General features: G+C 74.7%; 20 protein-coding genes and 1 pseudogene. 11 read left to right on the top strand and 10 right to left on the bottom strand.

Annotation, left to right across the window (positions count from 1 at the left end; genetic code table 11):
• Positions 1–29: 29 nt before the first annotated feature.
• The 4 genes from AC6CH9_RS02950 (at position 30) to AC6CH9_RS02965 (ending at position 4,308) form a co-directional block, all read left to right on the top strand.
• Positions 30–686: a response regulator transcription factor gene (locus tag AC6CH9_RS02950; RefSeq protein ID WP_277514621.1), complete on the top strand. Its 657-nt coding sequence runs from the start codon at positions 30–32 to the stop codon at positions 684–686.
• Positions 683–2,017: a sensor histidine kinase gene (locus AC6CH9_RS02955; RefSeq protein ID WP_498153573.1), complete on the top strand. Its 1,335-nt coding sequence runs from the start codon at positions 683–685 to the stop codon at positions 2,015–2,017. The genes AC6CH9_RS02950 and AC6CH9_RS02955 overlap by 4 nt, the downstream gene beginning before the upstream one ends.
• 184 nt (positions 2,018–2,201) lie before the next feature.
• A complete protein-coding gene (locus AC6CH9_RS02960) occupies positions 2,202–2,672 on the top strand; it encodes an NfeD C-terminal domain-containing protein (protein WP_498153574.1) in 471 nt (156 codons plus the stop codon).
• A gap of 166 nt (positions 2,673–2,838) precedes the next feature.
• Positions 2,839–4,308: a flotillin family protein gene (locus AC6CH9_RS02965; protein WP_498153575.1), complete on the top strand. Its 1,470-nt coding sequence runs from the start codon at positions 2,839–2,841 to the stop codon at positions 4,306–4,308.
• A gap of 103 nt (positions 4,309–4,411) precedes the next feature.
• On the opposite strand, the gene AC6CH9_RS02970 is transcribed toward AC6CH9_RS02965, so the two are convergent.
• Complete coding sequence (locus AC6CH9_RS02970) at positions 4,412–5,302, bottom strand: GAP family protein (RefSeq protein ID WP_498153576.1); 891 nt, start codon at positions 5,300–5,302, stop codon at positions 4,412–4,414.
• A gap of 149 nt (positions 5,303–5,451) precedes the next feature.
• Between AC6CH9_RS02970 and AC6CH9_RS02975 the strand changes: the two genes are divergently transcribed.
• Together AC6CH9_RS02975 and AC6CH9_RS02980 are read left to right on the top strand one after the other, a co-directional pair.
• Positions 5,452–6,825, top strand: coding sequence for a sensor histidine kinase (locus tag AC6CH9_RS02975; RefSeq protein ID WP_498153577.1), 1,374 nt, complete (start codon positions 5,452–5,454; stop codon positions 6,823–6,825).
• On the top strand, positions 6,822–7,598 hold the full coding sequence (locus AC6CH9_RS02980; RefSeq protein WP_498153578.1) for a response regulator: 777 nt from the start codon (positions 6,822–6,824) through the stop codon (positions 7,596–7,598). Before AC6CH9_RS02975 ends, AC6CH9_RS02980 begins: the two co-directional genes overlap by 4 nt.
• A 107-nt stretch (positions 7,599–7,705) precedes the next feature.
• Here AC6CH9_RS02980 and AC6CH9_RS02985 read toward each other — a convergent pair whose 3' ends face one another.
• On the bottom strand, positions 7,706–8,299 hold the full coding sequence (locus AC6CH9_RS02985; RefSeq protein ID WP_498153579.1) for a TetR/AcrR family transcriptional regulator: 594 nt from the start codon (positions 8,297–8,299) through the stop codon (positions 7,706–7,708).
• A gap of 95 nt (positions 8,300–8,394) precedes the next feature.
• Here AC6CH9_RS02985 and AC6CH9_RS02990 point away from each other — a divergent pair, with 95 nt between their 5' ends.
• The gene (locus AC6CH9_RS02990) at positions 8,395–9,462 is read left to right on the top strand and encodes an ABC transporter permease (RefSeq protein WP_498153580.1); all 1,068 of its coding nucleotides are present in this window, start codon (positions 8,395–8,397) and stop codon (positions 9,460–9,462) included.
• Positions 9,463–9,494: 32 nt separating this feature from the next.
• Here the strand turns inward: AC6CH9_RS02990 and AC6CH9_RS02995 are convergent, their stop codons facing one another.
• The 4 genes from AC6CH9_RS02995 to AC6CH9_RS03010 all read right to left on the bottom strand — a co-directional run bounded on the left by AC6CH9_RS02995 (position 9,495) and on the right by AC6CH9_RS03010 (position 13,016).
• Positions 9,495–10,391, bottom strand: coding sequence for a carbohydrate kinase family protein (locus tag AC6CH9_RS02995; RefSeq protein ID WP_231492806.1), 897 nt, complete (start codon positions 10,389–10,391; stop codon positions 9,495–9,497).
• 21 nt (positions 10,392–10,412) lie between these two features.
• On the bottom strand, positions 10,413–11,078 hold the full coding sequence (locus AC6CH9_RS03000) for a pentapeptide repeat-containing protein (protein WP_498153581.1): 666 nt from the start codon (positions 11,076–11,078) through the stop codon (positions 10,413–10,415).
• Between the two features lie 91 nt (positions 11,079–11,169).
• A complete protein-coding gene (locus AC6CH9_RS03005; RefSeq protein WP_498153582.1) occupies positions 11,170–12,081 on the bottom strand; it encodes an NAD(P)-dependent oxidoreductase in 912 nt (303 codons plus the stop codon).
• A complete protein-coding gene (locus AC6CH9_RS03010) occupies positions 12,078–13,016 on the bottom strand; it encodes an NAD(P)-dependent oxidoreductase (protein WP_498153583.1) in 939 nt (312 codons plus the stop codon). The genes AC6CH9_RS03005 and AC6CH9_RS03010 overlap by 4 nt, the downstream gene beginning before the upstream one ends.
• A gap of 186 nt (positions 13,017–13,202) precedes the next feature.
• On the opposite strand from AC6CH9_RS03010, the gene AC6CH9_RS03015 reads away from it, so the two are divergent.
• Entirely contained in the window at positions 13,203–13,655 is a 453-nt protein-coding gene (locus tag AC6CH9_RS03015; RefSeq protein ID WP_498153584.1) for a winged helix-turn-helix transcriptional regulator, read from the top strand.
• 9 nt (positions 13,656–13,664) lie between these two features.
• Here AC6CH9_RS03015 and AC6CH9_RS03020 read toward each other — a convergent pair whose 3' ends face one another.
• Positions 13,665–14,984 carry an MFS transporter gene (locus tag AC6CH9_RS03020; protein WP_498153585.1) on the bottom strand — a complete coding sequence of 440 codons (1,320 nt, stop codon included), beginning with the start codon at positions 14,982–14,984 and terminating at the stop codon, positions 13,665–13,667.
• A 28-nt stretch (positions 14,985–15,012) separates the two neighbouring features.
• Entirely contained in the window at positions 15,013–15,987 is a 975-nt protein-coding gene (locus AC6CH9_RS03025) for a sugar phosphate isomerase/epimerase family protein (protein ID WP_498153586.1), read from the bottom strand.
• Between the two features lie 87 nt (positions 15,988–16,074).
• On the opposite strand from AC6CH9_RS03025, the gene AC6CH9_RS03030 reads away from it, so the two are divergent.
• The 3 genes from AC6CH9_RS03030 to AC6CH9_RS03040 all read left to right on the top strand — a co-directional run bounded on the left by AC6CH9_RS03030 (position 16,075) and on the right by AC6CH9_RS03040 (position 20,211).
• Entirely contained in the window at positions 16,075–17,055 is a 981-nt protein-coding gene (locus AC6CH9_RS03030; RefSeq protein ID WP_498153587.1) for a pyruvate, water dikinase regulatory protein, read from the top strand.
• Complete coding sequence (gene ppdK / locus AC6CH9_RS03035) at positions 17,052–19,793, top strand: pyruvate, phosphate dikinase (RefSeq protein WP_498153588.1); 2,742 nt, start codon at positions 17,052–17,054, stop codon at positions 19,791–19,793. Before AC6CH9_RS03030 ends, ppdK begins: the two co-directional genes overlap by 4 nt.
• A 148-nt stretch (positions 19,794–19,941) precedes the next feature.
• Positions 19,942–20,211 (top strand): HPr family phosphocarrier protein, encoded by a 270-nt coding sequence (locus AC6CH9_RS03040; protein ID WP_205201709.1) that lies wholly within the window; start codon positions 19,942–19,944, stop codon positions 20,209–20,211.
• A gap of 150 nt (positions 20,212–20,361) precedes the next feature.
• On the opposite strand, the gene ptsP is transcribed toward AC6CH9_RS03040, so the two are convergent.
• Together ptsP and AC6CH9_RS03050 are read right to left on the bottom strand one after the other, a co-directional pair.
• Positions 20,362–22,041, bottom strand: a complete 1,680-nt coding sequence (gene ptsP, locus AC6CH9_RS03045) for a phosphoenolpyruvate--protein phosphotransferase (protein ID WP_498153706.1) — start codon at positions 22,039–22,041, stop codon at positions 20,362–20,364.
• A 50-nt stretch (positions 22,042–22,091) separates the two neighbouring features.
• Positions 22,092–23,447: pseudogene (locus AC6CH9_RS03050) on the bottom strand (PTS transporter subunit EIIC).
• Between the last annotated feature and the right edge of the window lie 263 nt (positions 23,448–23,710).

Below are 23,710 nucleotides of genomic sequence, written 5' to 3' on the forward strand. Positions count from 1 at the left end.
TCACAGGGGTGCGGCCCACCATCGTCGCCATGCGGGTACTGGTGGTGGAGGACGAGGAGCTCATCGCGGACGCCGTCGCGACGGGCCTGCGCCGTGAGGCGATCGCCGTCGACGTCGCGCTCGACGGGCGGGCCGCGATGGACCGGGTGGGCGTGCACGACTACGACGTCGTCGTGCTCGACCGGGACCTGCCCGGCGTCCACGGAGACGACGTCTGCCGTGCGATCGTCACGTCGGGCCTCGACGCGCGGGTCCTCATGCTCACCGCGGCCGCCGACGTCCGCGACCGCGTCGACGGGCTCGACCTGGGCGCTGACGACTACCTCGCGAAGCCCTTCGCGTTCGTCGAGCTGCTCGCGCGGGTCCGCGCGCTCGGGCGGCGCGCGCGCCCCGCCGTGCCTCCCGTCCTGGAGCGGGCCGGGCTGCGGCTCGACCCGTCGCGGCGCGAGGTCTACCGGGACGGGCGGTACGTGCCGCTCGCCCGCAAGGAGTTCGGCGTCCTCGAGGAGCTCCTGCGCGCCGACGGCGGGGTCGTGTCCGCCGAGCAGCTCCTCGAGAAGGTGTGGGACGAGAACATCGACCCGTTCACGGGCGTCGTGCGGTTCACGATGATGCAGCTGCGCAAGAAGCTGGGCGACCCCGGGCTCGTCGAGACGGTGACCGGCGTCGGGTACCGGGTCCCGTGAGGGGGCGCCTCACGCTCCGCGCGCGACTCACCCTCGTCTACGGCGGCGCGTTCGCACTGGCCGGGGCCGTGCTGGTGACGGTCATGTACGTGCTCGTCGCCGCGGCGATCGACCGCCAGCCGCTCGACACCGTGGGGATCGCCGCCTACGAGGTCACGTACGGGACCACGGCGCCTCTCGCCACGGCCGCACCGCTGAGCAGCGCCCCGGCACACGTGACGACCGGGACGACCGCACCGGCCGAGGCGATCCTCGACTCGCCGATCGACTCGTGGGCCGCCGTGCGGGCGACCGACGCCGAGACCCTCCAGGACGTCCGCGATCTCGTCGTCGCCCAGAACCGTGAGGCCCGCGACGCGACGCTCGGCTCGGTGCTCCTGTGGTCCGTCGTCGCGCTCGCGGTGATCGGCGTGCTCGCGGTGGGGTTCGGCTGGGTCATGGCCACGCGGGTCCTGGCTCCGCTGCACCGGGTCACGGCGACAGCGCGCCGGGTGGCCGAGAACAACCTCCACGAGCGCATCGCGCTCGACGGTCCGGACGACGAGATGAAGGACCTCGCGGACACCTTCGACGAGATGCTCGATCGCCTCGACCGCTCGTTCGACGGGCAGCGGCGCTTCGTCGCGAACGCGTCGCACGAGCTCCGCACGCCTCTGACCATCAACCGGACCGTGCTGGAGGTCGCGCTCCAGGACCCGGACGCCCCTCCCCCGACGCGCCACCTGGGGAACACCCTGCTCGCCGTCAACGCGCGGCACGAACGGCTCATCGAGGGACTCCTCACGCTCGCCGCCGCGGACCAGGCGCCGGGCGAGCGTTCTCCCGTCGACCTCGCCGAGGTCGTGGACCAGGTCCGGCGCACCTCGGCCGCGACGGCGCGGGAAGCCGGCGTCGAGCTGCGGGTCGCCCCGGACGGCGGTGCCGGTCCCGGCACCCGGACCGCGCCCGAGGACGGCGGCGCCACGACGTACGGCGACCCCGTCCTGCTCGAGCGGCTCGTGCAGAACCTGGTCGACAACGCCGTCCGCCACAACGATCCCGGCGGGTTCGTCGAGGTGTCCGCACGCCACGTCGACGGGGCGGTCGAGGTGCGGGTCGAGAACTCCGGGCCGGTGGTCCCGTCCTCGGCGGTCGAGTCGCTCTTCGAGCCCTTCCGGCGGCTCGGTCGCGACGGCGCCGCGGCGGACCGCAGCGCGGGCTTCGTCCGGAGAGGTGTCGGGCTCGGGCTCTCCATCGTCCGGTCGGTCGCCTCGGCCCACGACGGCACCGTGCAGGCCGTGCCGCGCGACGGGGGCGGGCTCGTGGTGCGTGCCCGGTTCACCCCGGCCTGACGGGCGCCGCGAGAGGCGCCGGAGCACGGGGAGTCCTCCCCATGTGACGAACGCCCGGATCGCCCCACGGCATGGTCGGGTCACGGTAAGGTGTGCGTACGTTCACGACAACTCCACACGCCACGTCGGGACGACAAGTCCACACGACACCGCACGGCCGCCCGCCGCAGCAAGGGGACCTCGCATGATCGCGTTCATCGTCATCGGCATCGCCGGACTCGCCCTCCTGCTCCTCTCGCTGCTCGTCGGCGAGATCGTCGACCTGGGTGACGGCGCCGTGTCCGGGACGTCGCTCGGCGTGGGCGGTGTGGTCTTCGGCGCCGTCGGCGTGATCGTGGCGTCCAACGACCTGCCGACGTGGCTCGCGTACGTGGGGTCGCTCGTCGTGGCGCTGATCGTGATGGTGCTCGTCCAGGCCCTGGTCAAGCATCTGCGGGAGTCGGAGGACGGCGTGGCGACGTCGCTCGTCGGTGTGCAGGGGACCGCGACGACCGCGATCGACCCTGCGCGCGGCGAGGTCTCGCTCGACGCGGCGCACGAGCTCGAGCGCCGCCTCGCGTGGGCGGACGAGCCCATCCCGGAGGGCGCGCGCGTCGTCGTGCTCGAGCAGTCCGGGAGCCGCGTGCGCGTCCAGCGCCACTACCCCAACGACTGAGGTCCTCCGAGGACCGACCGCGACGCCCCGCGCGTCGTCCGTGGGTGCCGCGCACCCGCACGCACCACCGGGGGCCGGCCGGGTACCACCCGGACCGTCCACCGCGCACCGCCGCACGCCCTGACCTGCCCGCACCCACGGAAGGAGACGCGCCCCGGCGCGGACCATGTTCGACGACACGAACCTCATCACGACCCTGGCGATCGTCGCCCTGGTCATCGCGTTCTTCGCGGTGGTCATCTTCATCAGCAAGCGCATCCGCCGCGTCCCGCCGAACGAGGCCCTGGTCATCGTCGGCCGCGGCGCGGGCCGCAAGGAGGCCGCGGGCAGCGGGCAGAAGGTCGTCGTCGGCGGCCGCACGTTCGTCTGGCCGATCCTCCAGCAGGGCTTCTCCATCTCGCTCGAGCAGCGCCAGATCGGCATCACGGTCGAGGGCGTGGACAAGAACCGCATCAAGATCGCGATCAAGGCGTCGATCAACTTCAAGGTCCGTGGTGACGAGGAGGGCGTGCGCCGCGCGGCCCAGCGCTTCCTCTCGCAGCAGGGCACGCTGACCGAGATCATCAAGGAGTCGCTCGAGGGCTCGCTGCGCTCCATCGTCGGCGACATGACGATCGAGCAGATCATCTCCGACCGCAAGGGCCTGTCCGACCGCGTCGTCGAGTCCACCAAGGCCGACCTCTCGGAGCAGGGCCTCCAGGTCGACCTGCTCAACATCTCCGACATCTCGACGCCGGGCTCGGACTACCTCGCCAACCTCGGTCGCGCCGAGTCGGCCCGCGCACGCCAGGTCGCCGAGGTCTCCGAGGCCGAGGCGCAGCGCGCCTCGGAGTTCGCCGTCATCGACGCCGCCGAGCAGATCGCCGAGCGGCAGAAGGCGCTCGACCTCAAGCGCGCCGCGATCAAGGCCGACACCGACCGCGCGAACGCCGAGGCCGAGGCTGCGGGCCAGCTCGCCCGCGCCGAGCAGGACCGCCTCGTCGCCCAGCAGGAGCGCGAGGCGCTCGCCGAGCAGGCCCGGGTGACGCAGGAGCGCCTCGACATCGAGATCCGCAAGCCTGCCGAGGCCAAGGCGTACGCCGAGGTCCAGGAGGCGAACGCACGTCGTGACGCCGCGAACGCCGCGACCGAGGCCGACGCGTACAAGCGCACCGTCATCGCCGAGGCGAACAAGACGGCCGCGATCCAGGACGCCGAGGCGTCCGCGCAGGCCGTGCGCCGCGCCGGTGAGGCCGAGCGCGACCGCCAGGTCGCCCTCGCCGCCGGTATCAAGGCCGAGGGTGAGGCCCGCGCCGCCGCGATCGAGGCCGAGGGTCGCGCCGAGGCCGTGGCGACCGACGCCAAGGCCGACGCGCTCCAGAAGTACGGCGAGGCGGCCCTGGTGCAGGAGCTCATCGAGCGCCTGCCGGAGATCGTGCGCGCCGCGGCCGAGCCGATCGGCAACATCCAGGGCATGACCGTCGTCTCGACCGACGGCGCGTCGGCGGTGACGAAGAACGTCGCGTCGGTCCTCGGCGAGGGCCAGGGCGTCATCAAGCAGCTGACCGGCGTCGACATCAACCAGCTCATCGCCAACCTCGCGGGCACGCAGCTCGCGGGCTCGGGCGAGAAGGCGTCGAACGGCACCTCGCACTGACCACCTGCCGGCTCACGCCGGTGGCACGACGACGGCCCGCCCGGGACCTCCGGGCGGGCCGTCGCCGTGCAGGCGCGCGCAGCGCGGTGCAGGCGCGGCCTGCTCAGGTCCAGCCGAGGCGGCCGAACGCGTCGAGCGCGAGCAGGACGCCGAGGATCCCCAGCACCCAGCCGGTCATGTCGGTCGCGTTCCTCGTCAGCCACGCGTCGAGCCGGCGCAGCAGCGGGTCCACGGCGCGCGCCGCGACGAGACGCCCGAGCAGCAGCAGGAGCGCGGGCGCGACCATCACGACGCAGTACGCCGCGAGGATGCCGCCGGTCGCGGGCCAGCCGACGTCCGACGTCGTGAGCAGCCCGATGGCGGCGAGGTACGGCAGCATCGTCCCGACCTCGATCGCGACGGCTCCGAGCGCGAGCCCCATCAGCGGCAGCACCGAGGGTCGAGCACGGACGGCACCAGCACCCGCGGCGTCCACCTCGATCCCCAGCGCGCGCTCGCGCCAGCGGGACAGCCGTCCCGGACGCGGGGCCGACGTCGTCCCCGTCGTGGCGTCGGGAGCGTCGCCCGTGCCCTCCCCCGGGACGGACGGCCGCGCGACGACCGTCACCGGTGCCGCGGTGGCCACCCTCGCGTCCCGCCGGGCCGCACGCTTGCTGTCGAACCGGAAGCTCAGCGCGAACAGGCCGATGCCGAGCAGCAGCTGCACGATCGCCGCGGCGCGGGTGTCGAGGGCGTCGCCGAACCGGTCGAGGAAGGCCCCCGCGCCCAGCAGGACGACGATCCCGACGGCCAGGTAGAACGCGGCGACCGTGCCGAGGTAGACGAGCACGCGACCGGCGCGCAGGCGGCCCGGGGCGAGGAGCAGCCAGACGGGGATCAGCAGCGTGCCGAAGCTCGTGGAGTCGATGAGGGCCAGCACGACGAGCACGCCCGCCATCGCGGCGAGCCCCAGGCCGGGCCCGCCGACGGCGTCGAGGTCGAGAGGGATGTCCATGCCGTCGAGCCTCGCCCCCGTGGAGCCGCGCCGTCGTCGGGCGAACGACCGACCCGGCGCCCTCGGCGAGCCACCCGGGGGCGGTGACCGCCGCCGTCGTACACCGTTCGACCGATCCGAGGGACGGCGCGCTGTGCTGGGATGGGTCCGTGAGCACGGAGGACGGCGGCACGGACGAGGTGCGCCCCGTCGCGCCCGGGCGCCCCGGCACCTGGCAGGCGGCGGTCCGGTCCCTCCCCCAGGTCTGGCGCATCGAGGACCGCCGGAACGACGCGTTCTCCGCCGTCACCACGTTCCTCCTCGGGTGGGTCCTCCTCGAGGTGGGCCTCGTCGGGATCGTCCGGGCACCGTTCGTCGTCGAGCCGGCGGAGCCGTGGTGGCGCGTCGCCCTGCTCGGGGCCGGGTGTCTCCTCATCCTCGTCAAGCGCGCGCACCCGATGCTCGCGCTCCTGGGCGGGGTGGCGGTCACCACCGTCGACCTGCGGTGGGGCGGGAGCCTCGCCGTCATGCTCGTCCTGTGGGACCTGCTCTACGCCGCCGCGCTGTGGTCCGGCCCGCGGGCGCGGGCCTGGCTCTGGGGCTGTGCGGCGACCGTCGCGGTCGTCGGGTCGGTAGCGGCCGGGGAGGCCGCACGCGACGTGCGGGCTTTCGTGTACATGGGTCTCCAGCTCGGGGCCGTCCTCCTCGTGCCGATGTGGTGGGCGACCAACGTGCGGACCAAGACCGAGCTCGCCGAGCTCGCGGGCGAGCGCGCCGCCCTCGCGGCGCGCGAGGCCGAGGCCGCGGCGCGCACGGCCGACCTGGAGCGGCAGCGGGCGAGCGACCTCGAGCGCATCGCCGAGCTCGACCGGCACGAGGCGGTGCAGGCGGAGCGCGCCGCGATGGCGCGCGACCTGCACGACGTCATCGCGTCGCACCTGTCCACCATCGCGATCCACTCCGGCGCCGCGCTCGCGCTCCCGCCCGACGCGGCGAAGGACCGGGCCGCGCTCCAGCAGGTGCGCGCGAGCGCCGTCGCGTCCCTGGACGAGATGCGCTCGATGATCCTGCTGCTGCGCACGGAGGGCCGACGCGTGGACGTCCCCGACGCCGTCGCCGCGCCGGGTCGGCTCGTGGGCCTCGACGCGCTGCTCGACGCCGCGCGCGCGACCACCACGGTCACGCTCGACGACCCCGACGACGTCGCGACGTCGGACCTGCCCGCCGCCGCCGACCAGGCGCTGTTCCGGATCGCGCAGGAGGCCGTGACCAACGCGCTCAAGCACGCGCCGGGGTCGCCCGTGACGGTGCGGCTCGTCCGCGACGGGTCGGCCGTCGTGCTCGAGGTGCGCGACGCCGGTGTGCCCGGCCCGGCGTCGCCGGTCGAGGCACCCCTGAGCGCCGGCACCGGGCTGCTGACCATGCGCGAGCGGGCGGACGGCCTCGGCGGGACCTTCGATGCCGGGCCGACGGCAGCCGGCGGGTGGGTCGTGCGCGCGTCCGTCCCGGTCTCCGAGCGTCCGATCGAGAGGGAGAGCGCGTGACGCCACGACCGGTCCGGGTGCTGCTGGCCGACGACCACGCCGCGATCCGCGCGGGCCTGCGCCTCCTGCTCGACGCCGCCGACGACGTCGAGGTGGTCGGCGAGGCGTCCGACGGGACCGCGGCGATCACGAACGCCCGTGCGCTGCGGCCCGACGTCGTGCTCATGGACCTGCGCATGCCCGGCGTGGACGGCATCGAGGCCACGCGCGTCATCACGGGCGAAGGCCTCGCCGACGTCCTCGTGCTCACGACGTTCGACCTCGACGAGTACGTCGACGGCGCGCTCCGCGCGGGCGCCGCGGGCTTCCTCCTCAAGTCCGCGGAGCCCGCCGCGCTGCTCGACGCCGTCCGCCGCGTCGCCGACGGCGACGGCGTGCTCGCGCCCGAGGTCACCCGACGCCTCCTCGCCGCGTTCGCCCGCGGCCCGGCCCCCGACGGCGCCCCGCGCCCCGCGCCGACCACCCGCCCGGGCGGGACGGCCGACCCGGCCGCGGGACCGCCGTCCGGCACGACCGACGGCTCTCCGGCGCCCACCGACCGGCCGGACGCCGCGGGCGGACCGGCCCAGGACCCACGGCTCGGCGATCTCACGCCCCGCGAGGTGGACGTGCTCGCGGCGCTCGGCCGCGGCCTCTCCAACCAGGGCATCGCGACGGACCTCTACATCACCGAGGCCACCGCCAAGACCCACGTCTCGCGCGTCCTCGCCAAGCTCGGCGTCGCGACCCGCATGCAGGCGGCCATCGTCGCCCGCGACACCGGCCTCGCCTGACTCCCCCGGTCACGCGAGGTGGAACCCTGGTTGCGCGACCAGGGCTCTACCTCGCGCGACCAGGGCTCTACCTCGCGCGACCAGGGCTCTACCTCGGCGGGGAGGAGTCAGCGCGGGAGGTGGCGGGTCGTGCGGTCGAGGTAGGCGTCGGCGTCGAAGTCGTCCATGAGCGCGCTCTGGACGATGAAGCCCTGGCACGCGGCGACGAACAGCGGCGCCTGCTCGGCGCCGAGCTCGGCCGCGCGTGCGGGGTCGAGGCCGTGGGTGCGCTCGTGCCAGGCGGCGACGTAGTCGGCGAAGACCGAGCGCAGGCGCGCGAGGACGGCCGAGGCGAACTCGAGGATGCGAGGGTCGGTCACGGCCTCGCCCCAGACCTGGAGCAGGATCGCGGTGCTGCCGATCTCGCGCACCACCCCGTGCATGAGGACGGCGACCAGGTCCGACGGCGGAGGGAGCGGGTCCCGCTCGGCGAGCCGCTCGACGTCGGCGATGCGGCCGCCGACGATCCGGCCCGCGACGTCGTGCACGATCGCCATCTTGGAGTCGTAGTAGCCGTAGATCGCCCCGGCGGACAGCCCGGACTCGGCGATGATCTCCGCCATCGAGGTCGCGGCGAAGCCCTTGCGGCGGAACACGCGCAGGGCTGCGGCGGCGATGTCGTCGCGCCGCTGCGCTCGGTACTCCTCACTCACCCGGGGCATCCGCCCACCCTAAACCGAACGATCGTTCTTGACAGGAGGCGACAGGCAGGTCGACTCTATAGAGAACGAACATTCGTTTTACGAGAGGTCTCCCCATGAGCTCCGCCGCCGCCCCGCACACGCACTGGCCGCGCGTGGTGACGACCGCCGTCGGGCTCGTCGCCGTCGTCGCGGTCGTCGTCCTCGCGTTCCTCTGGCCCTCCGTCACCGCCGAGCCGAAGAACCTCCCGGTCGCGGCCGCGGGCGACCCCGCCGTCGTCGCCCAGGTGCAGGCGGAGCTCGACCAGAACGCCGAGGGCGCGATCGAGCTCGTCGCCGTCGCCGACCGTGACGCGGCCGTCGACCTCGTCGAGTCCCGCGACGCGTACGGCGCGGTCGTCCTCGGCCAGCAGCCGGAGGTCCTCACCGCCTCGGCGGCGAGCCCCGCCGTCGCTCAGCTCCTCGCCGGGATCCAGCCCGCGCTCCAGGCACAGGTCTCCGCCGCCGCGACCGCGCAGGGAGTGCCCGCCGAGGCGGTCCCGACCGTGGCGGTGACCGACGTCGTCCCGCTCTCGGTCGACGACCCGCGCGGCTCCACGCTCGCCGCGGCGTCGTTCCCGCTCGTGCTCGGCGGCATGGTCGGCGGGATCGCGATCTCGCTCGCCGTCGTCGGGGTGTGGCGGCGCGTCGCGGCGCTCGGGGTGTACTCGGTGGTCGGCGGGCTCGCGATCGCGGGGATCCTGCACGGGCTCGGCGGCCTGCACGGCGCGTACCTCGCCGACTCGCTCGCGGTCGGGCTCACGCTGCTCGGCATCGGCGGGACGATCGTCGGCGCCGTCGCGGTGCTCGGGCGTCCCGGGATCGCCGTCGGACCGGTGCTGTTCCTGCTCGTCGCGAACCCGCTCTCCGCGGCCGCGATGCCGGTCGAGTTCCTGCTCAGCCCGTGGGGTGCCGTCGGGCAGTGGTTCCCGCCGGGCGCGTCCGCGACGCTGCTGCGCGACCTGTCGTACTTCCCCGGCGCGGACACGACCTTCCCCTGGCTCGTGCTCTCGGGGTGGGCCGTGCTCGGGCTGCTGCTCTCCCTCGTCGGCCACTTCCGCGACCGCGGCGCGGCGACCGCCGCCGCCCTGCGCGAGGCGGACGACGTCGCACCCGCGGCCGAGCCCGTCGGCGCCGCACGCTGACCCAGCGCCTCGCGCCGACGCCGGGCCAGCCGTCAGGCCGGGACGAGGTCCGGGCTCTGCACCACGAGCGCGGCGTGCCGGGCACCCGCCGCCATCGCCTCCTCGACGCCCGCGCCCCGCAGGTGCGCGTCGAGGAAGCCCGCGAAGAAGCCGTCGCCCGCACCGTTCGTGTCGACGACGTGCGGCACGTGCTGCGCGGGCACCTCGACGAAGCCGCCGTCGGGCGTGAGCGCGACGGCGCCGCGCGACCCGTGCGTGCACACCACGAGCCGCGCGCCCGCGTCGACCCGCGCCGACATGAAGCCACGCCAGTCCTCCAGGCGGTCCCCGCTGAGGAACACGTGCGTCCCCGCGTCGACCCAGGGCCGGTGGAACGCGGACTCTCCGTCGTAGTCGTGCAGGTCGACCCAGACGTCGCACCCGCGGGAGACCGCGAGGTCGAGCACGGGGAGCGCCGGGACCGCGAGATCGACCACGACGGCACGTGCCGCGTCGAGCGTCGCGACGGCGGCGTCCCACGACGGGCCCTGGGCCGGGACCTCGCCGGGGGCGCGCAGGTAGACCGAGACGCGCCCGCCGTCGTCGTCCATGAGGTTGAGGTGGCTCTCGGTGCGCCCGTCGGGCGAGGGCTCCGCGAGCACCCGGACTCCCGCGCCCTCGAGCACGGACCGGACGCGCGCGCCGTCGTCGTCCGCCCCGAGGACGGTGCGCAGCAGCACCGACCGGCCGAGCCGCGCGAGGTTGAGCGCCTTGCCCGCCGACGTCCCGCCCACGGTGGCGCGGTGCGACCGGGCGAAGACGGTGTGCGGCGTGGGCGCGGGCAGCTCGTCGAGCTGGACGAGGAGGTTCCACGACGCCGGTCCGGCGACGAGGACCTCGGTCCCGGCGAGGTCGGTCAGCGCGGTGGACGGGTGCGTCGCGTCGGTCACGTCGCGCACCCTATCCCCCGGTCAGTCCGTGACCGTGATCCCGAGGCTGTGCGCGAACGTCGCCGCGAGGCGCGCGAGCTGGGTCGAGTCGATCGTCGACCCCCGCAGCGACTCGATGCCGCGCAGCTCGTCGATCTCCGCGCCGCGCAGGTCGACGTGCGCGAGCGTGGACGCCTGGACGTCGAGCCGGCGCACGCGCGTGCCCTCGAACGCGACGCGCAGCGCGTCCGCCGCGACGAGGTCCAGCTCGTCGATCGTGCAGTCGGTGAACATCACGTCGCGCAGGGTCGTGCCCCGCAGGTTGACGAACCCGAGCTTGCAGCCGACGAACCGGACCCCCGCCCACGACGACTCGTAGAGCTCGGCCGACCCGAGGCGCGCGCCGCGCACCTCGACCTCGCGCCACCGGCCGCGCGTCCCGCGCAGCACGGGCACGTCGAGTCGATCGAGCACCACCTCCGTGAGCGTCACGGCCCCGAGGTCCGCCTCGTCGGCGCGCACCTGGTCGAGCCGCGTCGAGAACACGCTCGCGCCGTGCAGGTCGAGCCGGTCGAGGCGGAGGTCGACGAGCTCGAACCCCTCGAGGTCGGCCTCCGCCTCGAGGTCGTACGCGTCGCCGCGCCGGAGGTCGTCCAGCACGACCGGGTCGATCACGGGCGGCTCGGTCGTCGGCTTCGTGGAAGGCACGCCCCCGAGCCTAGAGCGCGGCACCGACGGCGGACGATGCGTTCCCGTCCGAGTGATGCGCTCCGGGACGCATCCCTCGGACGGGAGCGCATCACTCGACGGGCGCTGTCTCGGGGACGGCGGCCCGCGGCGCCCTGATGACCTCGAAGATCGCCGTCCAGCTGTCCCTCCCGTGGCCGGCTGCGAGCGCCGCCTCGTAGTGGGACAGGACCGCGCGCGGCAGCACCGTGTCGACCCCGAGCTCCTCGCTCGCTCCGAGGACGTGCGCCGCGGTGGCGCCCATCATGGTCGCCGTGCTGAGGTGGCCCGGGTGCACGCCGGTCTCGAACTCCGCGCCCGGCGCGCCGTCGCCCTCGATCATCGCGGGCGTCTCGACGAGGGTCCGCAGCGCCTCCGGGACGAACTGCGTGGGCGGGACACCCGCCGCCTGCGCGAGCGCGGCCGCGTGCGCGACGCCCGACAGGGCCGTGAGGAACACGTCGAGCTGCGCCTGGTACAGGAGCTGCGCGAGTCCGGGGTCCTCGCCGAGGTAGCGGGGGGCGCCCAGCAGCGCGAGCATGCTCTGGTGCGCCCGGAACGCCGCCTCCGGACCGCTGTAGTACACGTACGCGCCGGCGGTCCCGACACCCGGCGGTGGCGTCATGACGCCACCGGTGACGAGGGCCGCGCCGTGCTCGGCCGCCCACCCGGCCGCGGCGCGGGTCGTGCCCGGGGTGTCCGAGCTGAGGTTGACGATCGTCCGCCCACGCAGGACGTCCGGCGCGGCGCCCAGGACGTCGTACATCGCCGCGTAGTCCGTGAGGCTCAGCAGGACGACGTCGCTCGCCGCCACGGCCTCGGCCGGGGTCGCGGCGAGGACGGCGCCCTCGGCCACGAACGCGTCGGCGCGCGACGGCGTGCGGTTCCACACGGTGACGGGGTGGCCCGCGGCGAGCAGCGTGCGGACCATGGCCTGGCCCATCGGGCCCAGGCCGATCAGGGTGACGGGGGCGGGCGCGCTCATCGTGCTCCTCCTGCCGTGGCGGTGAGGTCGGGGGTTCGGTCAGCGGTGCCGGCAGGCTCGCGGATGCTCTCGACGGCGCGTGCGAACCCGTCGGCGCCGTGGCCGGCGTCGACCTGACGGCGGACCAGCGCCTGGACGGCCGCGACGACGTCGGTCGCGAGCCCGGCCTCCGCGCTCGCCCGGACCATGTCGGACAGGTCCGAGAACTCGAGGCTCTGCTGGCCGGGTCCGCCGTAGTCGCGGCGGTCGATGACGTCGGCGTAGCCGGCGAGCTCCGCCGTCATCGCCGCGATCCAGGGTGCCGCCCGACGCGCGAAGTCGCTCGCGCTCACGCCCGCGGTCCCTACCATCGCGACCCCGTGGAAGAAGCCCGCGAACATCGCGTACATGCCCGCGAGCAGCGCGAGGTCGTAGAGCGGCGCGAGGCCCGGGTCCTCGCCGAACCACGTGCTCCCGCCCCACGTGTCGAGCACGAGGCGCGCGTCGTCGAACGCCGCGCGCGACCCGCTGTACAGGACCTCGGCCCCCGGCCCGCCGATCATCCCCGGGACGGCCATGATGCCGCCGTCCAGGTAGGTCACCCCGTGGGAGCCCGCCCAGGCGGCGAGCTCGCGCGACTCCTCGGGCGTCGTCGTCACGAGGTTGACGAGCGTCCGGCCCGCGAGCGCCTCCGCGACGGGGTCCAGCGTCTGGTGCACCGATGCGTGGTCGAGCAGGACCGCGACGACGAGCGGCGAGGCGGTGACGGCGTCGCGCACCGACGTCGCCTCGCGGGCGCCGGCCCCGACGAGCGCGCCCGCTCGTCCCGGCGTGCGGTTCCACACGGTGGTCGGGTGCCCGGCGGCGACGGCCGCGGCAGCGAGGGCGCGGCCCATCGCGCCGAGGCCGAGGACGGTGACGGCGCGTTCCGAGGGTCGTGCAGGCTGGTCAGACATCGTTCCTCCGGGTCGGGTGGTGGTGCTCGGGCGGCCGACGGCGCGGCGTGCCCTCGCCGTCCACCCTCCCCGGCGTACGGTCGCCCGGGAAGAACGCACTTCGAGGTGCGGTTCTCACCTCAGGGTGAGCGTGCAGGTCAGGGCGTCTCCCGGCACCGAGACCGGTCTGCGACGAAGGAGCGAACGATGACGACGACGGCGGTCCGCACCTCCCCCGGCGCGGCGACGCCCGGCGGCACCTCCAGGAGCGCCTCCACGGGCGGCTCCACGGGCGCCTCCACGGGCGCCTCCACGAGCACTGCGCGACGTGGCCCCTACGTGTGCGGGCTCGACGCCGCGATGGACGTCGTGAGCGGCAAGTGGAAGTCGCTCATCCTCTGGGAGCTCGAGGACCACGGCGTGCGTCGGTACGCCGAGCTCAAGCGTGGTCTGCCCGGGGTGAGCGACAAGGTGCTCGCGCAGCAGCTCCGCGAGATGGAGGCCGACGGCCTGCTCGTGCGCGAGGTGTTCCCCGAGGTGCCGCCGCGCGTCGAGTACTCCCTCACCGAGCACGGCAGCGCGCTCAACGCGGCGCTCGAGTCCCTCGGGGACTGGGGTCGTGACCGCATCGAGCGGATCGGCGCCGCGCGGGTCGGCTGAGCGCCTCGCTCAGGGCTCGGGGTGGAGGGCGTCGTAGCGCCAGAACTTCCGCTGCGACCGCACGACGAGCCACAGCACCACGACGCACGCCACGCCCCCGGCGACGGCGGCCCACGCCTCGCCGACCCACGTCGCCTGCGCCCCGAGCACGAGCTCGCCCAGGCGCGGCCCGCCCGCGACGACGACGATGAACACGCCCTGGAGGCGGCCGCGCATGTCGTCGGGCGTCGCGGTCTGGAGGATGGTCTGGCGGAACACCGCGCTCACCGCGTCGGACGCGCCCGCGAGCGCCAGCGCGACGCTCGCCGCGACGACTCCGCCCACGAGGACGGTCGTCGGCGAGGTCGCCCCGACCCCGACGAGCACGAGGCCGAACAGCACGATCGACAGCCCGTACGCGGTGACCGCCCAGACGATGACGCGGCCCTGCCAGCGCACGCGGGACAGCCCGCCGGAGAACACGCCCGCGAGCACGGCGCCGATCGCGAACGCCGCGGTGAGGACGCCCGTGGTCGCCTCCCCGCCCCCGAGGAACACGACGCCCGCGGCGGGCAGCAGCACGCGCGGCGACGCGAGCACCATCGCGGCGAGGTCGACGAGGAAGGTCGTGCGGACGTTGGGCTGCGTCGCCAAGTACCGCAGACCGTCGACGACGGACCGCCACCCGGCGACCCGGCGGCGCCGCCCGGCGGGCGCGGTCTGCGGGGTGTCGTCGCCGGTGAGGGGCGGGATGTCCGGGAGCCGCCACACCGCCCACAGGGCCGCGGTGAAGAGCACGGCGTCGATCGTGTACGCGACCTGGTAGCCCCACAGCGCGACGAGGAACGCGCCGCCCAGCGGGCCGACGGTGAGCGCGACGTTCCACGCGATCGTCTGGAGCGCGTTGGCCGCGGGCAGGAGCCGGGGCTCGACGAGCCGCGGGATGATAGCGGAGCGCGCCGGGTTGTTGATGGCGAACGCCGCGGACTGCGCGGCGACGAGCGCGTAGAGCACGCCCACCGAGTCCAGGTGCAGCCACGCCTGGACCGCGATGAGCGCGGTGACGACCCAGAGCGCGGTCGACGCCGCGAGGGCGACCTTGCGGCGGTCGTACGCGTCGACGAGCGCGCCGCCGTAGAGACCGAGCACCACGAGCGGGACCAGGGCGCAGATGCCGAGCACCCCGACCGCGAGCGACGAGCCCGTGAGCGCGTACACCTGGAGGCCGACGGCGACGACGGTGAGCTGCGAGCCGAGGTTGGAGATCCCCAGGCCCCACCACAGCCGGCGGAACGGCGGGGAGGTACGCAGCGGCGTCGTGTCGGCGAGGAGACCGTTGACGCGAGCCACGATCGCCGAGCCTACGTCAGCGAGGGAGTCAGGCCGTCCCTGCCTCCTCCGGGGAGCCGTCCGCTACCGTGTCCGCTGCGCCGTCCCGTGCGTCCGCCTCGCCCCAGGCGTCGGCGTGGCGGTGCGGGTGCCCCGGCGGCGGCGCGTAGCCCGGGTGCGGACCGGGCGTGAGGTAGGTGCGCGCGAAGAACAGGGACGCCGCGAGGTCCTCGCGGCGCTCGGCCGCGGTCCGGGCACGGCGGGTCGAGATCTCGACGACCACGTCGCCGGACCACCCCCGCTGCACGAGCTCGGTGAGCACCTTGTCGCACGGCTGGTCGCCGCGCCCCGGGACGAGGTGCTCGTCCGTGATCGACGACGACCCGTCGGCGAGGTGCACGTGCGCGAGGCGCCCGTCGAACACGTCGAGCAGCGCGAGCGCGTCCTGCTGCGCGACGGCGGCGTGCGACAGGTCGAGCGTCACGTGCTCGTAGCCGTGCTCGGACGGGTCCCAGCCCGGGAGGTACGCCTGCATCTCGCGCTTGCGGCTGCGCCAGGGGTACATGTTCTCGACCGCGATGGTCACGCCCTCGGTCTCGTCCAGCTCGCCGACGAGGTCCTCGAACTCGCGCGCGTACCGGTACTGCCAGCGGAACGGCGGGTGCACGACGACGGTGCTCGCCCCGACCTCCTGCGCGAGCTCGACGGTGCGCCGGAGCTTGGGCCCGGGCGCACGGCCCCACACGCGCTGGCTCACCAGGAGGGTGGGCGCGTGGATGCTGCGGATCGGCACGTCGTGCTCGGCGGCGAGCCGTCGGAGCGTCGCGGCGTCCTGGGTCGTCTCGTCGGACCACACCATGACCTCGACGCCGTCGTACCCGAGGTCGGCCGCCGCCTCGAAGGCGTACGGGGCCTTGCGCGGGTAGACGCTGGCGGTCGAGAGCGTGACGTGGATGCGCTGCGCCTCCCCGGGGACCGGGGACGCCTCGGGGGACGCCGCGCTCGGCGTCGTCGCGTCGGACATGCCGGTCACCCTAGACCCGTCGGCTGTGCCCCACACCCAGCGGGCGCTCGGCTGGGGAGAACCGGCGGCGCGCCCTAGCCTGGGGCCATGGCGGCGACGGCGCGCGTCATCGACATCCACGTGGTCGCGGACTCGACGGGAGACACCGGGACCCGCGTCGCGCGCGCCACGCAGGCGCAGTTCCCGGGGCAGCCGGTCCGGGTCGTGCGGCACCCGCGGCTGCACAGCGCGCAGGGCGTCGACGACGTCGTCGCGCAGCTCCGTGCCGACCCCGCCGCGGCCGTGGTGTTCTGCACCGTCGTGGACGACGCGCTGCGCACGCGCGTGCTCGACGCGTGCGCCGAGCTCGACGTCCCGTGCGCCGACCTGCTGGCCCCCGCGCTCGACGCGTTCACCGCGCGCACGGGCGCGCAGCCGGCGCGCGTCGTGCAGCCGGTCGGGCTCGCCGCCGACTACTTCGACCGCATCCACGCCATGGAGTTCGCGGTCGCCAACGACGACGGCCACCTGACCGACGGGCTCGACGAGGCGCAGGTCGTGCTCGTCGGGGCGTCGCGGACGGGCAAGACACCCCTCTCGATGTACCTCGGGTACCTCGGCTATCCCACCGCCAACATCCCGCTCGTCCCGGGCGTCGCGCCCCCGCACGAGCTGTTCGAGGCGGAGCGCTGGAAGGTCGTGGGCCTGACGATCGACCCCGAGCGCCTGCTCGAGATCCGGCAGCGTCGCGTGCACGCGATGGGCGTCGCGGGCCACGGTGGCGCGGGCGACACTGCCCTCGGCGGGTACGCCGACCTCGCGCGCATCCACGACGAGCTCGACGAGGTCGCGCGGCTCCAGCGGCGCCTCGGCTGTCCGGTCCTCGACACGACGACCCTCGCGCTCGAGGAGGCCGCGGGGCGTGTCGTCGAGCTCGTCACCGCGCGCCGTCGCGCCCTCGCGCCCGACGACGCGCCGCAGCCCCCGGGCGACGACCTCGCCCGGGCGACCCCGCAGACCCGGCCGGCGGACCGCCGTCGGGCAGGAACCCGCGCGGCCACCGCCGCCGACCACGAGGAGCAGCCATGAGCGACCGGTACGTCTACGACCTCGCGGAGGGCCGCGCGGACATGCGCGCCCTGCTGGGCGGCAAGGGTGCGGGGGTCGCGGAGATGCGCCGCATCGGCGTGCCCGTGCCGGACGGCTTCACCGTGACGACGGCGGCGTGCGTCGCGGCCATGGAGCGTGGCGGGTCGTGGCCGGACGGCCTGTGGGACGAGGTCGTCGCGCACCTCGACGCGCTCGAGGAGCGCACGGGACGCCGGCTCGGCGCGCGCGAGCGCCCGCTGCTCGTGTCGGTGCGCTCGGGCGCCGTGTTCTCCATGCCCGGGATGATGGACACGATCCTCAACCTCGGTATCTCGGACGACTCGGTCGAGGGGCTCGCGGCCGAGTCCGGGAACGCGCGCTTCGCCTGGGACTCCTACCGGCGGTTCGTGCAGATGTACGGCGAGGTGGTCGAGGGCGTGCCCGCCCACGCGTTCGCGGACGAGCTCGACGCGCTCAAGGCGCGCCGCGGCGTCGCGCAGGACACGGACCTCGACGCGGACGACCTGCGCGGGCTCGTCGCGACGTTCCGCGCGGTCGCGCGCCAGCACACGGGCGAGGACCTGCCGACGGACCCGCGCGAGCAGCTCCGGCGGTCGGTCGACGCGGTCTTCGCGTCGTGGGGCAACCCCCGCGCGGCCGTCTACCGGAAGGCGAACGGCATCCCCGACGACCTCGGCACGGCCGTGAACGTCATGCAGATGGTGTTCGGCAACAAGGGCGCGACGTCGGCGACCGGCGTGTGCTTCACGCGCAACCCCGCCACGGGCGCCAAGGAGCTCTACGGCGAGTTCCTCGTGGACGCGCAGGGCGAGGACGTCGTCGCGGGCATCCGCACGCCGCGGCCCCTCGCCGAGATGGAGACCGTGCTGCCCGACGCGTTCCGCGAGCTGCGCGCGACGATGGACCGTCTCGAGCAGCACTACGGCGACCTGCAGGACATCGAGTTCACGGTGGACGACGGCGCGCTCTACCTCCTCCAGACCCGCACCGGGAAGCGCACCGCGCAGGCCGCGCTGCGCGTCGCGCGCGAGCTCGTCGACGAGGACGTGATCGACCGGGACACCGCGCTGCGGCGCCTGGACCCGGCGCAGCTCGACCAGCTCCTGCACCCGGCGCTCGACCCCGACCACGGCGCGACGCCGCTCACGCGCGGGCTCAACGCGTCGCCGGGGGCCGCCGTCGGGCGCGTGGTGCTCGACGCCGAGACCGCGGCCGAGCGCGGCAAGGCCGGCGAGGCCGTCGTGCTCGTGCGGTGGGAGACGAACCCGGACGACATCGCGGGCGTCATCGCCGCGCAGGGCGTGCTCACCGCGCACGGCGGCATGACGTCGCACGCCGCGGTCGTCGCGCGCGGCATGGGCAAGCCGTGCGTCGCGGGGGCCGGCGCGCTGCGGATCGACGTCGAGGGGCGGCGCGTCCACGTCGGGGACCACGTGCTCACCGAGGACGACACGATCACGCTCGACGGCACGACCGGCGACGTCTACGCGGGCGCGCTGCCGCTCGTGCCGCCCCAGGTCACCGACGACTTCCAGGCCGTGCTCGGCTGGGCCGACGACGTGCGACGCCTCGGGGTCCGGGCCAACGCCGACACGGGCGAGGACGCGGCCAAGGCGCGCGAGCTCGGGGCCGAGGGGATCGGGCTGTGCCGCACCGAGCACATGTTCATGGCGCCCGACCGGCTCCCCGTCGTGCGCGAGATGATCCTCGCCGAGACCGACGCCGCGCGCGCCGCCGCGCTCGACCGCCTGCTGCCCATGCAGCAGGCCGACTTCGAGGAGATCTTCGCCGCGATGTCCGGGCTGCCCGTGACGATCCGGCTCCTCGACCCGCCGCTGCACGAGTTCCTGCCCGACCTCGTCGAGCAGTCGCTCCTCGTGCAACGTCTCGAGGACGAGGTCGGCGACCCGGGCGCACCGCTGCACGGGACGGACGCGGTCTTCGAGGGCTGGGCCGCCGCGGGCGGCGGCGGGGAGACGACGGCGCGGCTCGCCCGGGCGCGCCGCCTCCTCGCGCAGGTGCGGCGGCTGAGCGAGATGAACCCCATGCTCGGCACGCGTGGCGTGCGGCTCGCGCTGCTGCACCCGCAGATCGCCGCGATGCAGGTGCGGGCGATCGCGCGCGCCGCGCTCGCGGTGCGCGCGGCCGGGCACGACCCGCGCGTGGAGATCATGGTGCCGCTCGTCGGGTTCTCCGAGGAGCTGCGGCGGATGCGCGAGGTCGTCGACGCGACGATGACCGAGGAGCTCGAGGGCGCGGACGCCCCGCTGCCGTACGCCGTCGGGACGATGATCGAGCTGCCGCGCGCGGCGCTCGTCGCCGACCGCATCGCGGAGCACGCGGAGTTCTTCTCGTTCGGCACGAACGACCTCACGCAGACGACGCTCGGCATCTCGCGCGACGACGCCGAGGGGTCGTTCCTCACCGCGTACCTGGAGGCGGGGATCGTGGGCACGAACCCGTTCGCGACGATCGACCGCGACGGCGTCGGCGAGCTGGTGCACGTCGGGCTCGAGCGCGGGCGCCGCGCCCGGCCGGGGCTGCACGCCGGGGTGTGCGGCGAGCACGGGGGCGACCCGGCGTCCGTCGCGCTGTTCGACGAGATCGGCCTGGACTACGTCTCGTGCTCGCCGTACCGCGTCCCGATCGCTCGGCTCGCGGCGGCGCGCTCGACGCTCGACCGGCGGGACGGCGCACGCACGACGCGTGACGCGTGAGTGCCCGGCAGCCGTCTCTTCCCTGACGACCCGAGCCGTGAGGACGCGGACGAGGCTGCCGCACGGAGGGTCCTCCGCCCCTCGCCTTGTGTCGGGCTTTCCCCTAGGATGCACTGGTCCAGACCACTTGTCTGCCGGAGGAGCAACCATGGACCGTGCCGTCGTCGTCGCGATCACCGAGGGCCTTCACGCCCGCCCCGCCGCCCTGTTCGTCAAGGCGGCCGCCGCCCAGCCCGCGCCCGTGCGGATCGCCAAGCCGGGCGGCGACCCCGTCGAGGCGGCGAGCATCCTCAGCGTCATGACGCTCGGCGTGGCGGCCGGGGACGAGGTCGTGCTCTCGACCGACGCCGACGGCGACGACGCGAGCGCGTCGATCGACGCGCTCGCGACCTTCCTGGAGCAGACCGAGGTCGCCTGAGCGCCGCTCAGTGCCAGTCGCTGATCTGCACGTCGCGCGGCGCGGGTGCGCCGGCCCACTCCCCACGGGTACGCCGAACCCGGGGTTGTGCGTCACCGTGACGAGTCGGTGACGAACAACCCCGGGTTCGGCAGCGAGGTCGGGCGCGGGCTAGAGGCCCAGCTCGGCCAGGATCGGGAGGCGGGACCGGACGGCCGCGCGGGCGGCGTCGGGAGTGGGCTGCTGGAGCGCGAGGAACGCGAGCTCCTCGCACTGCTCGGACGTCGTGGCGGCCAGCACGGCCGCGACGTCGGCCAGTGCGCGCGGTGTCATGGACAGCGACGTCACGCCGAGCCCCACGAGCACCGGCGCGAGCACCGGGTCCGCCGCGGCCTCGCCGCACACGCCGAGCGGGCGCCCGTTGAGCGCCGCGCCCGAGCCGGTCGCCCCGACGAGCGCGAGGACCGTCGGCTGCCACGCCGTCGAGAGGCGCGCGAGGTCGGAGACCTCGCGGTCGGCGGCCATCGTGTACTGCGTGAGGTCGTTCGTCCCGATGCTCGCGAACGACGCCTTGGCGAGCACCCAGCGCGCCCCGAGGGCCGCGGCGGGCACCTCGATCATCACGCCCGCGGTGCCGAGGCCGTGCTCCGCGCACAGCGCGACGAACGACTCCGCCTCGTCGGGCGTCGCGATCATCGGCGCCATGACCCACACGTCGGTCGACTCCGCCGCCGCGGCGCGCGCGATCGCCGTGAGCTGGCGGTCGAGCACCTCGGGGTGGCGCCGTGCGGTGCGCAGGCCACGCACCCCGAGCGCCGGGTTGGGCTCGGCCTCGGGCGTGACGAACGGGAGCGGCTTGTCCGCGCCCGCGTCGAGCGTGCGGACCACGACCTTGCGGCCGGGGAACGCCGAGAGCACCTCGCGGTAGGCCGCGACCTGCTCGTCGATCGTCGGCTCGACCGTGCGGCCCAGGAAGCACACCTCGGTGCGGAAGAGCCCCACGCCCTCGGCGCCCGCCTCCGCGGCGGCCCGCGCGTCCTCCCCGTTCGCGACGTTGGCGAGGAGCTCGACGCGACGGCCGTCCGCCGTCCGCCCCTCCCCGTCGAAGCGGCGGCGCTCGCCCCGGGCGCCCCGCGCGGCGACGACGGCGGTCACGTCGTCCGCGGACGGGTCGCGCTCGACCGTGCCGAGCCCGCCGTCCACGAGCACCGTGTCGCCGTCGTGCAGGGTCAGCGCGTCCTCGACCGCCACGACGGCCGGGATGCCGAGGGCGCGCGCGAGGATCGCGGTGTGCGACGTCGGCCCGCCGCCGCGCGTCACGACCGCGAGGACGCGCTCGGGGTCGAGCTGCGCGGTGTCCGCGGGGGCGAGGTCGTCCGCGACGAGCACGAACGCGAACCCCGGGTCGGGCACGCCCGGTGCGGGCAGGCCGAGCAGCGTCGCGACGATCCGGTCGCGCACGTCGCGCACGTCGCGGGCCCGCTCCGCCATGAGCCCGCCGAGCGCCTCGAGCTGCCCGACGACGACGCCCGCCGCGTCCCACACGGCGCGCGCCGGGGCGGAGCGCTGCTCGCGCACGCGCCCGACGGCGTCGCGCGCCAGGGCGGGGTCCGCCGCCATCGCGGCGGTCACGCCCAGCACCTCCGCCGCGGTGCCCTCGGCCCGCGCGGCGCGGGCCGTGAGGTCCTCCTGGACGGTCGTCACCGCCGCGAGGACCTGCGTCACCGCGAGGTCCACGTCGGCGTCCGTGCTGTCCGCGGCGAGCGGGGCCGGGTCGGGCTCGGGGACCGGGTCGGGCATGCGCACGACCGTCCCCGCCCCCCGCCCGGGGCTGACCGGCACGCCGGTCAGCCCCGGGTCGGAGACCCGCGCCGGTGCGTGCGTCGCGTCGTGGGCGACGATCACGCGGTACCCCGCTCTGTGGCCTCGGCGGGCTCCCTGACACCCCTGGTCACATCGGACGCGTCAGCAGCAGCGCCTGAGCTCCCCGTTTCCGTCGGCGCCGGCGAGGCGCCGTCGGACGCGTCCTCGGTGCCCGGCTCGTCGTCCTCGCGCCCCGGTGTCCGCAGGTTCCAGCGGGTGATGACGAAGCGGAAGAGGACGTAGTAGATCACCGCATACCCGAGCCCGATGGGGATGAGCAGGAGCGGCTTGGTCGCGATGCCGAGGTTGAGCAGGTAGTCGATGGCTCCGGCCGAGAACCCGAACCCGTCGTGGATGCCGAGCGCGTTCACCAGGGCGAGCGACGTCCCGGTGAGCACCGCGTGGATGACGTACAGCGGGTAGGCGACGAACACGAAGGCGAACTCGAGCGGCTCGGTGACGCCCGTGACGAACGAGACGAGCGCGGCGGAACCCATGATGCCGGCAACGACCTTGCGGTTCTTCGCCTTCTAGGTGTGGATGATCGCGAGCGCGGCGGCCGGGAGGGCGAACATCATGATGGGGAAGAAGCCCGTGAGGAACGTGCCCGCGGTGGGGTCGCCCGCGAGGAAGCGGAAGATGTCACCGTTCGCGACGGTCCCGTCCGCGGACGTGTACTCGCCGAACTGGAACCACGGCAGCGAGTTGAGCAGGTGGTGCAGGCCGATCGGGACGAGCAGGCGGTTGAGCGTGCCGAAGATGAACGCACCCAGGATGGTCGAGCCCGTGACGAACCCGCCGATCTGGTCGTTGATCAGCCAGTCGAACGCCGGGTAGATCAGGGCACCGACCACGGCGATGAGCACCGAGGCACCAGCCGTGACGATCGGCACGAACCGTCGACCCCCGAAGAACGCGAGGTACTGCGGCAGCTTGATCCGATAGAACCTCTGGAAGAGCAGCGCGGCCGTCAGACCGATGACGATGCCGCCGAGCACGCCGTAGTTGATGAGCTCCTGCGTCTCTCCCTCCGCTGCCTCACCGAGCACGTAGGGCGAGAGGGAGTCGCTGACGCCCTTGAAGACGAGGTAGCCGATGAGCGCGGCCAGACCGGTCGACCCGTCGGCCTTCTTCGCGTACCCGACCGCGACGCCGAGGGCGAAGATGATCGGCAGGTTGCTGAACAGCGCGTTGCCGGCGGACGCCAGGACGTCGTTGACCGGCTGCATCCACGAGACGTCGCCCCACGGCATGTCGGGCTGCCCCAGGCGCAGCAGCAGCGCCGCCGCTGGCAGGGACGCGATGGGCAGCATGAGCGAGCGCCCGACGCGCTGGAGCTGCGCGAAGCCGGGCACCCCCTTCTTCGTCCTCGTCGGTTCGGCGACGGTGGTCATGTGTCGTTCTCCTCCTGGGTGGGCCTGGGCGCAGGCCGAGGTGCGTCGTGCGGCGGCTGTGGCGCGACGTCGTACGGGCGTCGTTGCCGGTCTCCGGGCACGCCGAGGACGGCTGGGGTCGTTCCTGCGTCGTCGTGCCGGACATCCGGTCCAGGTTGTCTGGACCACTTGCAGGAAGAGTGGTCTAGACCTCATGATGTGTCAACCCCCGGAGGTGACCCGGGACACACGGGCAGGTCCGCGACGCGCGTCGCCGCAGGTCG

The sequence above is a fragment of the Cellulosimicrobium sp. GQ32 genome (assembly GCF_059758455.1).

Bases quoted from the DNA above. Each gene is read 5' to 3' on its own strand.
- AC6CH9_RS02950 (WP_277514621.1), top strand. From the start codon at position 30: ATGCGGGTACTGGTGGTGGAGGACGAGGAGCTCATCGCGGACGCCGTC.
- AC6CH9_RS02960 (WP_498153574.1), top strand. From the start codon at position 2,202: ATGATCGCGTTCATCGTCATCGGCATCGCCGGACTCGCCCTCCTGCTC.
- AC6CH9_RS02965 (WP_498153575.1), top strand. From the start codon at position 2,839: ATGTTCGACGACACGAACCTCATCACGACCCTGGCGATCGTCGCCCTG.
- AC6CH9_RS02970 (WP_498153576.1), bottom strand. From the start codon at position 5,302: ATGGACATCCCTCTCGACCTCGACGCCGTCGGCGGGCCCGGCCTGGGG.
- AC6CH9_RS02985 (WP_498153579.1), bottom strand. From the start codon at position 8,299: ATGCCCCGGGTGAGTGAGGAGTACCGAGCGCAGCGGCGCGACGACATC.
- AC6CH9_RS02990 (WP_498153580.1), top strand. From the start codon at position 8,395: ATGAGCTCCGCCGCCGCCCCGCACACGCACTGGCCGCGCGTGGTGACG.
- AC6CH9_RS03005 (WP_498153582.1), bottom strand. From the start codon at position 12,081: ATGAGCGCGCCCGCCCCCGTCACCCTGATCGGCCTGGGCCCGATGGGC.
- AC6CH9_RS03010 (WP_498153583.1), bottom strand. From the start codon at position 13,016: ATGTCTGACCAGCCTGCACGACCCTCGGAACGCGCCGTCACCGTCCTC.
- AC6CH9_RS03015 (WP_498153584.1), top strand. From the start codon at position 13,203: ATGACGACGACGGCGGTCCGCACCTCCCCCGGCGCGGCGACGCCCGGC.
- AC6CH9_RS03025 (WP_498153586.1), bottom strand. From the start codon at position 15,987: ATGTCCGACGCGACGACGCCGAGCGCGGCGTCCCCCGAGGCGTCCCCG.
- AC6CH9_RS03030 (WP_498153587.1), top strand. From the start codon at position 16,075: ATGGCGGCGACGGCGCGCGTCATCGACATCCACGTGGTCGCGGACTCG.
- ppdK (WP_498153588.1), top strand. From the start codon at position 17,052: ATGAGCGACCGGTACGTCTACGACCTCGCGGAGGGCCGCGCGGACATG.
- AC6CH9_RS03040 (WP_205201709.1), top strand. From the start codon at position 19,942: ATGGACCGTGCCGTCGTCGTCGCGATCACCGAGGGCCTTCACGCCCGC.